Genomic DNA, 7839 nt, shown 5'->3' with positions numbered 1-7839 from the left:
GGGCATAGTGACCCGGCCATTGCTTGTGGAAGCGTGGTCGCTCAACGGATAAAAGGTACTCCGGGGATAACAGGCTAATCTTTCCCAAGAGTCCATATCGACGGAAAGGTTTGGCACCTCGATGTCGGCTCATCGCATCCTGGGGCTGAAGCAGGTCCCAAGGGTTGGGCTGTTCGCCCATTAAAGCGGTACGCGAGCTGGGTTTAGAACGTCGTGAGACAGTTCGGTCCCTATCCTCTGCAGCCGTAGGAAATCTGAGGAAGGCTATCCCTAGTACGAGAGGACCGGGATGGACGCAGCTCTCGTGTGCCAGTTGTCCTGCCAAGGGCATGGCTGGTTGGCGACCTGCGGAAGGGATAACCGCTGAAAGCATCTAAGTGGGAAGCCCGTTCCGAGATGAGATTTCCCACCGGGTTAACCGGGTAAGGCCCGTGGAAGACCACCACGTTGATAGGCCGGAGGTGTAAGCACGGTGACGTGTTCAGCCGACCGGTACTAATCGGCCGAGGGCTTGGTCTCACTCTCTAACCAGAGACCAATTCAAGAATGAGCATGATTCGATATTGAACCGGATCGCTCGTACTCGCTATGGAGTTCTCGAGGGGCGTGTGCTCCCTCACAAGTTTTCGGTGGTCATAGCGGTGGGGTCACACCCGTTCCCATACCGAACACGGTAGTTAAGCCCACCTGCGCCGATGGTACTCGGGTCGAGAGGCCCCGGGAGAGTAGGTCGCCGCCGGATTTCTCATTGGAAGAGGGCCCCTTCGGGGGCCCTCTTCTGCGTTTTCACCCCTCGGGTTCCCTAGGCTCGCCCCATGGCCGAGGATCGACGATCATCACGGGGTGGTCCGGGTCCCGCCCGTGGCCGGGGCGGGCCGAAGGGCCGGGGTGGGCCGAAGGGCCGCGACGGAGCCAAGGGCCGCGACGGAGCCAAGGGCCGCGACGGAGCCAGGGGCAGTGGCGCTCCGAAGGGCCGGGGCGCTCCGAGAGTCGATGGGCGCCGACCCCGCAAGCCCGGGCAGGTTGCCGACGAGCGGACTCAGGCGTGGGGCGGGCTCGCCCGACGGGGTGCGTCCCGTGCGCGTGCGGATCAGGACGACCCTGTCGAGGAGAGCCACGGTCGACGTGACGACCGGGGACGTGACGACCGACGCCGCGAGGACACACCGGAAGAGGCCGAAGCCCGCGCTCAGCGACGAGCGGCTGCGGCTGCGCGCCGTGAAAGGCTCGAGGACGAGGCCCGTCGGGCCGTCTCGCGTGCGCGTTCCGATGACGGCGCACCGGGGACGGGAACGGAGAAGAAGAAGCGAACGCGGCGCAGGGCGTCGAAGCTGTCACCGCAGAGTGCGACGACTCTGCGCGCCGCACTGGGCAAGAGCGCCCCGAAGGCCGAGAGCCGGCTGTCGAGTGCCGCGAGTGCATTCGAGGCCGAGCGCTTCGGTGACGCCCAGCGGATCCTGCGTGACCTGCGGCGCGACGCCCCGCAGGTCCCCGAGATCCGTGAACTGCTGGGCCTGACGTACTACCGGCTCGGCAAGTGGAAGGAGGCGGTCGGCGAGCTCGAGGACTTCGCGAGCCTCACGGGCGACCCCGATCAACATCCGGTCCTGGCGGACTGCCACCGGGCCCTGGAGAACTGGGACAGGGTCGACGAACTGTGGATCGAGCTGCGCGACGCGTCGCCGTCGGCGGAGATCGTGACCGAGGGCCGGATCGTCGCGGCGGGAGCCGCAGCTGATCGCGGTGACGTCGCGAAGGGCATCCGGATTCTCGAGAAGGGGTGGAACCGCCCCAAGCGGCCCAAGCCGCACCACCTGCGGCGCGCCTATGCGCTCGCCGACCTGTACGAGCGCTCCGGTGAACTGCCGCGAGCACGCGAACTCTTCGGATGGGTGGCGTCGCAGGCACCGGATCTCGCCGACGTGAAGGCACGAGTCGAGAACCTCGGCTGAGACCGGGGTACGAGCCGGGGCGCACGGTCGCGTATCGTGAGGGCAACGACGCTTCAGAGGAGTCACCACAGATGACCGATGTCACGTCCCTGCTCGGCGCCGACGCCGACGACCTGCTGTCACACGAGTGTGCGACGATCCCGGCTGCGGACCTCCACCTGCCGGGTCCGGACTTCATCGAGCGGGTGTTCATCGACAGCGACCGCAGCCCGCAGGTTCTGAGGAGCCTGCAGTCGCTGTTCGACCACGGACGTCTGGGTGGCACGGGTTACGTGTCGATCCTGCCCGTGGACCAGGGCATCGAGCATTCGGCCGCGGCGTCGTTCGCTCCGAACCCGCGCTACTTCGACCCGGCGAACATCGTCGAGTTGGCGGTGGAGGGTGGCTGCAATGCCGTGGCGTCGACGTTCGGGGTCCTCGCTTCGGTTTCGCGGCGCTACGCGCACCGCATCCCGTTCATCGTGAAGATCAACCACAACGAGTTGCTCTCCTACCCGGCCCAGTACGACCAGACGATGTACGGCAGCGTCGACCAGGCCTACGATCTCGGTGCAGCCGGGATCGGCGCCACCATCTACTTCGGTTCCTCCGAGTCGCGCCGTCAGATCCTCGAGGTGGCCGAGGCGTTCGCCCGTGCGCACGAGCTCGGGATGTTCACCGTCCTGTGGTGCTACACCCGCAACGAGGCCTTCAAGACCGACGGAGTGGACTACCACGCTGCAGCGGACCTCACCGGGCAGGCCAACCATCTCGGCGTGACCATCGAGGCCGACATCATCAAGCAGAAGCTGCCCGAGAACAACGGCGGTTTCGGCGCCGTCGGGTTCGGAAGGACCCACGACCTCGTCTACTCGACGCTCACGACGGATCACCCCATCGACCTGTGCCGCTGGCAGGTCGCCAACTGCTACATGGGTCGCGCCGGTCTCATCAACTCGGGTGGCGCGTCGTCGGGCGCGGGGGACCTCGCGGAGGCGGTATCCACCGCGGTCGTCAACAAGCGCGCGGGTGGCATGGGGCTGATCAGCGGGCGCAAGGCCTTCCAGCGGCCCACCGGCGAGGGCGTCGATCTGCTCAACGCGATCCAAGACGTCTACCTGGACGAGTCGATCACCGTTGCGTGAGTCGAGCGACCTCCGACAGCGTCGACTGCGACACTGCCGGTAGGGTCGTGCTCACCGACCTCACCGGGCGGTAACCTCGGCACTCGCCGACGACCCGACCCGGCAACGAAGTCTGCCGACTCCAAGCGTCACCGAGGTATCAAAGGGGATCCCGTGACCGACACCGCATCACCCGAAACGCGCGAACTCGACGCGCTCGTCATCCGCTTCGCCGGCGATTCCGGCGACGGGATGCAGCTGACGGGGGAGCGCTTCTCGTCCGCGAGCGCCCTGCTGGGCAACGACCTGGCCACGCTGCCGGACTTCCCGGCCGAGATCCGGGCTCCGGCGGGAACCGTCCTGGGGGTCTCGGCGTTCCAGATCCAGGTCGCCGACCACGACATCATGACGCCCGGCGATGCACCCAACGTGCTCGTGGCGATGAACCCGGCTGCGCTCAAGAGCGAGCTGCACCGCCTCGAGATCGGCGGGACGATCATCGCCAACGAGGATGCGTTCGAGGATCGCAACCTGGCCAAGGCGGGATACGACGAGAACCCGCTCACCGACGGGAGCCTCGCGAACTACACGTTGTTCACGGTCCCGATGACCTCGATCACCAAGCGGGCCTGTGAGGACCTCGGGGTCAAGCCCCGTGATGCGGAACGTTCGAAGAACTTCTTCGCGCTGGGACTGGTCTCGTGGCTCTACAACCGTCCAGTCGAACCCACCATGGACTGGATCGACAAGAAGTTCGGCAGCCGTGAGCTCGTCGCGGCGGCCAACGTCGCCGCGTTCAAGGCCGGACACGCCTTCGGCGAGACCGCCGAGCTCTTCGACTCCCGCTACGCGGTCCGGGCGGCGCCCCACGCCCCCGGGACGTACACGAACATCGACGGCAACACCGCGCTGTCGTGGGGTCTCGTCGCCGCCGGCCGTCAGGCAAAGCTGCCGCTGTTCCTGGGGTCCTACCCGATCACGCCCGCCTCCGACATCCTCCACGAGCTCTCGGCCCGCAAGAACTTCGGGGTGCGTACCCTCCAGGCCGAGGACGAGATCGCAGCGGTGTGTTCGGCGATCGGCGCGAGCTTCGGTGGACACATCGGCCTGACCACCACGAGTGGCCCGGGCGTGGCGCTGAAGTCCGAGGCGATCGGCCTGGCGCTCAGCCTCGAGCTGCCCCTCGTGATCATCGACATCCAGCGTGGCGGCCCGTCGACGGGTCTGCCCACCAAGACCGAGGCCTCGGACCTGATGTTGGCGATGTACGGTCGCCACGGCGATGCGCCGTTGCCGATCGTCGCTGCATACCGGCCCTCCCAGTGCTTCGACGCTGCGATCGAGGCCGTGCGCATCGCACTCAAGTACCGCACTCCGGTCATCCTGCTCTCCGATGGCTACCTCGCCAACGGGTCCGAGCCCTGGAAGCTCCCCGACGTGGACTCCCTCCCCGACATCTCCACGACGTTCGCCACCGAGACGAACGCCACCGACGACGACGGCAACCCGGTGTTCGAGCCGTACCTGCGTGACGACGACACCCTCGCCCGACCATGGGCCATCCCCGGCACCGCCGAGTTGATGCACCGCATCGGCGGTCTGGAGAAGCAGAGCGGTTCGGGAAACATCAGCTACGACCCGGCCAACCACGAGGAGATGACTCGGATCCGCCAGGCGAAGGTGGACCGCATCGCCGAAGACCTCGACCCCATCGAGGTGGACACCGCGGGCCCTGCCGACGTCCTCGTCCTCAGCTGGGGCTCGACCTGGGGTGCATGCAAGGGCGCGCTGCGCCGGTTGCGCGCCGAGGGACGCAGCGCAGACCACGTCCACCTCGTGCACCTCAACCCGTTCCCCAACGACCTGGGAGAGATCCTCAGGCGCTACGAGACCGTGCTCGTTCCGGAGATGAACACAGGACAGCTCGTCGACCTCGTGAGGGCGAAGTACCTCGTCGACGCCAAGTCCATCACCAAGGTCCGTGGGGTGCCCTTCACGGCAGGAGAGATCAAGAACGTGATCATGGAGGCCCTCGATGACTGACACGACCATCGACGTTCCCGAGACCACAAAGGCGGACTGGTCCTCGGACCAGGAGGTCCGGTGGTGCCCCGGTTGCGGCGATTACTCGATCCTGACCGCCGTGCAGATGATGATGCCCGACCTGGGTGTGCGCCGAGAAGACACGGTGTTCATCTCGGGCATCGGTTGCGCGGCGCGGTTCCCCTACTACATGAACACCTACGGGATGCACGGGATCCACGGGCGTGCGCCCGCCATCGCGACCGGTCTCGCCCTCGCCCGCCCCGATCTCGACGTGTGGGTGGTCGGCGGTGACGGGGACATGTTGTCCATCGGCGGCAACCACCTCATCCACGCCCTGCGGCGCAACGTGAACCTGAAGATCCTGCTGTTCAACAACCAGATCTACGGCCTGACGAAGGGCCAGTATTCGCCGACCAGCGAGATCGGCAAGATCACGAAGTCGTCGCCCATCGGTTCGATCGACGAGCCGTTCAACCCCATCTCGGTGGCGCTCGGCGCCGAGGCGACGTTCGTCGCACGTACCCATGACATGGACCGCAAGCACATGATGGAGACTTTCCGGCGGGCCTGGGAACACAAGGGTGCCGCGTTCGTCGAGGTCTACCAGAACTGCAACGTCTTCAACGACGGTGCCTTCGGCGCCATCACGAAGAAGGACAAGCGGGCCTCGATGTTGATCGACCTCACCCACGGAGAACCCATCACCTTCGACGATGGCGCGAAGGGCGTCACGATGGGTGCGGACGGACGTCTGCGGATCGTCGAGACCGCCGACGTCAACGCGTCCGATCTGCTCGTCCACGACGAGACCCGCGAGGACCCGAGCCTGGCCTTCGCGCTGTCGCGCATCGCGTCCGGGCCGTTCATGCCGACACCTGTCGGTGTGTTCCGTAGCGTCGACCGGCCGGAGTACGCGACCGAGGTCAGCCGCCAGCTCGCTTACGCCCAGGAGACCTCGGGTCCGGGCGATCTCCACGCGCTCCTGCACTCACGACCCACGTGGGAAGTGACCTGAGCGCCTGGGTCATCGACCTCGATGGCGTCGTGTGGATCGGGGACCGTCCGATCCCCGGTGCCGCAGAGGCAATAGCCGCACTCGTCGCACGTGGCGATGACGTCGTGTTCGTCACGAACATGTCCCGGCTCACTGTCGCCGACCAGGAGGCGAAGCTGGGCCGTGCGGGCATCGAAGCCGGCGGCCGGGTCATCACCTCCGCGATGGCGGCGGGTTCGTTGGTCCACCCGGGCGAACGGGTACTCGTCGTCGGCGGCGATGGGATCGCAGAGGCCGTCGAGGCGAACGGTGCGACGCCGGTCGACGACGGTGACGCCGACGCGGTGATCGTCGGACTCCACCCGGACTTCGCGTACGACGACGCGGGACGGGCGATGCGTGCGGTGCGCGCCGGCGCCCGGTTCATCGGGACCAACCACGATCCGACCTATCCGACGCCCGACGGGCTCCAGCCCGGGGGCGGTGCGCTGGTCGCGATGATCGCCTACGCGGCCGAGGTGGATCCGGTCCTCGCGGGCAAGCCCAATCGGCCCGTGGCCGATCTCGTCCGGCAGCGCCTCGGGGACGACGGCGTCGTCGTCGGTGACCGCGCGGATTCCGACGGCCTCTTCGCCCGGGAACTCGGCTACGACTTCGTACTCGTGATGTCGGGCGTCACCACGCCCGAGGACCTTCCCGTCGAGCCGGAGCCGGCGCACGTCTTCGCTGATCTCGCCGAGGCCGCACGCACCCTGTGAGCTGACCGTGCGGGCTGACGGTGAGGGACGTCAGTACCGGCGGCCGCCGAAGCGACGGTCCCCGGGGTCGTCGGACAGCGTCCGCCGGCCACGGTCGTAGGGGCCGCGTCCGATCCCGCCCGTCGAATCCCAGCGCCCGCTGGGGCGGTGATCGGCATCGAACATCACCCGTGCCATCCCCGACATCGCGCGGGCGGCGAGGGCGATCACCGCGCCGAAGACGAAGCCGCCGACGTGCGCGAGCCAGGCGATACCCGAGTCCTGGCCCGTGAAGAACTGGAGGACGAACCACCCGGCGAGCAGCCACTTCGCACGGACATCGCGTATCCAGATCAGGAGGACGATGAAGAGAGTGCGTACGGGCGCGTTCGGGTACCAGACGAGGTAGGCGCCCATGACCGCGGCGACGGCACCGGAGGCGCCGATCACCGGGACGGTGGATGCCGTCTGGGGCACGACGTGGGCAGCGAACGCCGCGAGCCCGCCGATCGCGTAGAACAGCAGGTACCGCACCGGGCCCATCCTGTCCTCGATGTTGTTCCCGAAGATCCAGAGGAACAGCATGTTTCCGCCGATGTGGAGCCAGCTTCCGTGGAGGAACATCGAGAACAGCACGGCGAGGTAGATCCGCTTGTCGGGGAACGGTGCAGGGCTGTCGGGCCCGCCGAGACCGCACGCCTCGTCGTCGCCGCGGGCGGAGTAGGTGATGTTGATCTCGTCGGTGGTGAGTGGTCGTCCCTCCACGACCTCACAGGGGATGGCGGCGTACTCGAGGCTGAACTCGGCGGCTTCGATGCCGGACTGGCCCTGCTGGACGAACAACCACACGCCGATGTTGACGGCGAGGAGCAGGATCGTGACCCACGCCGTGCGTGACGTCGGATTCTCGGCGCTTCGGATTCTCGCGGGGGTGAGCGCTTGAGGGGGTGAGGGTCCCTGTGCGCGGGACAGGGGCTCAACAGAATCGGTGGTTCCTACGCCGTCGA

The 7839-nt window shown here is 67.0% G+C and carries 6 protein-coding genes and 2 rRNA genes; 7 read left to right on the top strand and 1 reads right to left on the bottom strand.

What is annotated here, in order from left to right; genetic code table 11:
• The 7 genes from RIE08_13615 to RIE08_13585 form a co-directional block, all read left to right on the top strand.
• Nucleotides 1–519 (top strand): 23S ribosomal RNA (locus tag RIE08_13615); the annotation flags it as partial.
• A gap of 106 nt (nt 520–625) precedes the next feature.
• A 5S ribosomal RNA gene (gene rrf, locus RIE08_13610) occupies nt 626–742 on the top strand.
• A gap of 73 nt (nt 743–815) precedes the next feature.
• Entirely contained in the window at nt 816–1952 is a 1137-nt protein-coding gene (locus RIE08_13605; GenBank protein ID MEQ8718642.1) for a hypothetical protein, read from the top strand.
• A 71-nt stretch (nt 1953–2023) separates the two neighbouring features.
• Nucleotides 2024–3076: a class I fructose-bisphosphate aldolase gene (locus RIE08_13600; protein MEQ8718641.1), complete on the top strand. Its 1053-nt coding sequence runs from the start codon at nt 2024–2026 to the stop codon at nt 3074–3076.
• Between the two features lie 153 nt (nt 3077–3229).
• Nucleotides 3230–5098: a 2-oxoacid:acceptor oxidoreductase subunit alpha gene (locus RIE08_13595; protein ID MEQ8718640.1), complete on the top strand. Its 1869-nt coding sequence runs from the start codon at nt 3230–3232 to the stop codon at nt 5096–5098.
• Nucleotides 5091–6116 carry a 2-oxoacid:ferredoxin oxidoreductase subunit beta gene (locus tag RIE08_13590; protein MEQ8718639.1) on the top strand — a complete coding sequence of 342 codons (1026 nt, stop codon included), beginning with the start codon at nt 5091–5093 and terminating at the stop codon, nt 6114–6116. The genes RIE08_13595 and RIE08_13590 overlap by 8 nt, the downstream gene beginning before the upstream one ends.
• Nucleotides 6101–6853 carry an HAD-IIA family hydrolase gene (locus RIE08_13585; protein MEQ8718638.1) on the top strand — a complete coding sequence of 251 codons (753 nt, stop codon included), beginning with the start codon at nt 6101–6103 and terminating at the stop codon, nt 6851–6853. Before RIE08_13590 ends, RIE08_13585 begins: the two co-directional genes overlap by 16 nt.
• A gap of 30 nt (nt 6854–6883) precedes the next feature.
• Here RIE08_13585 and RIE08_13580 read toward each other — a convergent pair.
• Nucleotides 6884–7839: rhomboid family intramembrane serine protease (locus RIE08_13580; protein ID MEQ8718637.1), on the bottom strand; the 956-nt coding region annotated here is incomplete at its 5' end.

The organism is Acidimicrobiales bacterium (assembly GCA_040219085.1).
In the GTDB taxonomy this organism is placed as follows: domain Bacteria; phylum Actinomycetota; class Acidimicrobiia; order Acidimicrobiales; family JAVJTC01; genus JAVJTC01.
The sequence above is the reverse complement of the archived record's forward strand: the minus strand, read 5'-3'. Positions and strand labels throughout refer to the sequence as shown.

Bases quoted from the DNA above. Each gene is read 5' to 3' on its own strand.
- RIE08_13605 (MEQ8718642.1), top strand. From the start codon at position 816: ATGGCCGAGGATCGACGATCATCACGGGGTGGTCCGGGTCCCGCCCGT.
- RIE08_13600 (MEQ8718641.1), top strand. From the start codon at position 2,024: ATGACCGATGTCACGTCCCTGCTCGGCGCCGACGCCGACGACCTGCTG.
- RIE08_13590 (MEQ8718639.1), top strand. From the start codon at position 5,091: ATGACTGACACGACCATCGACGTTCCCGAGACCACAAAGGCGGACTGG.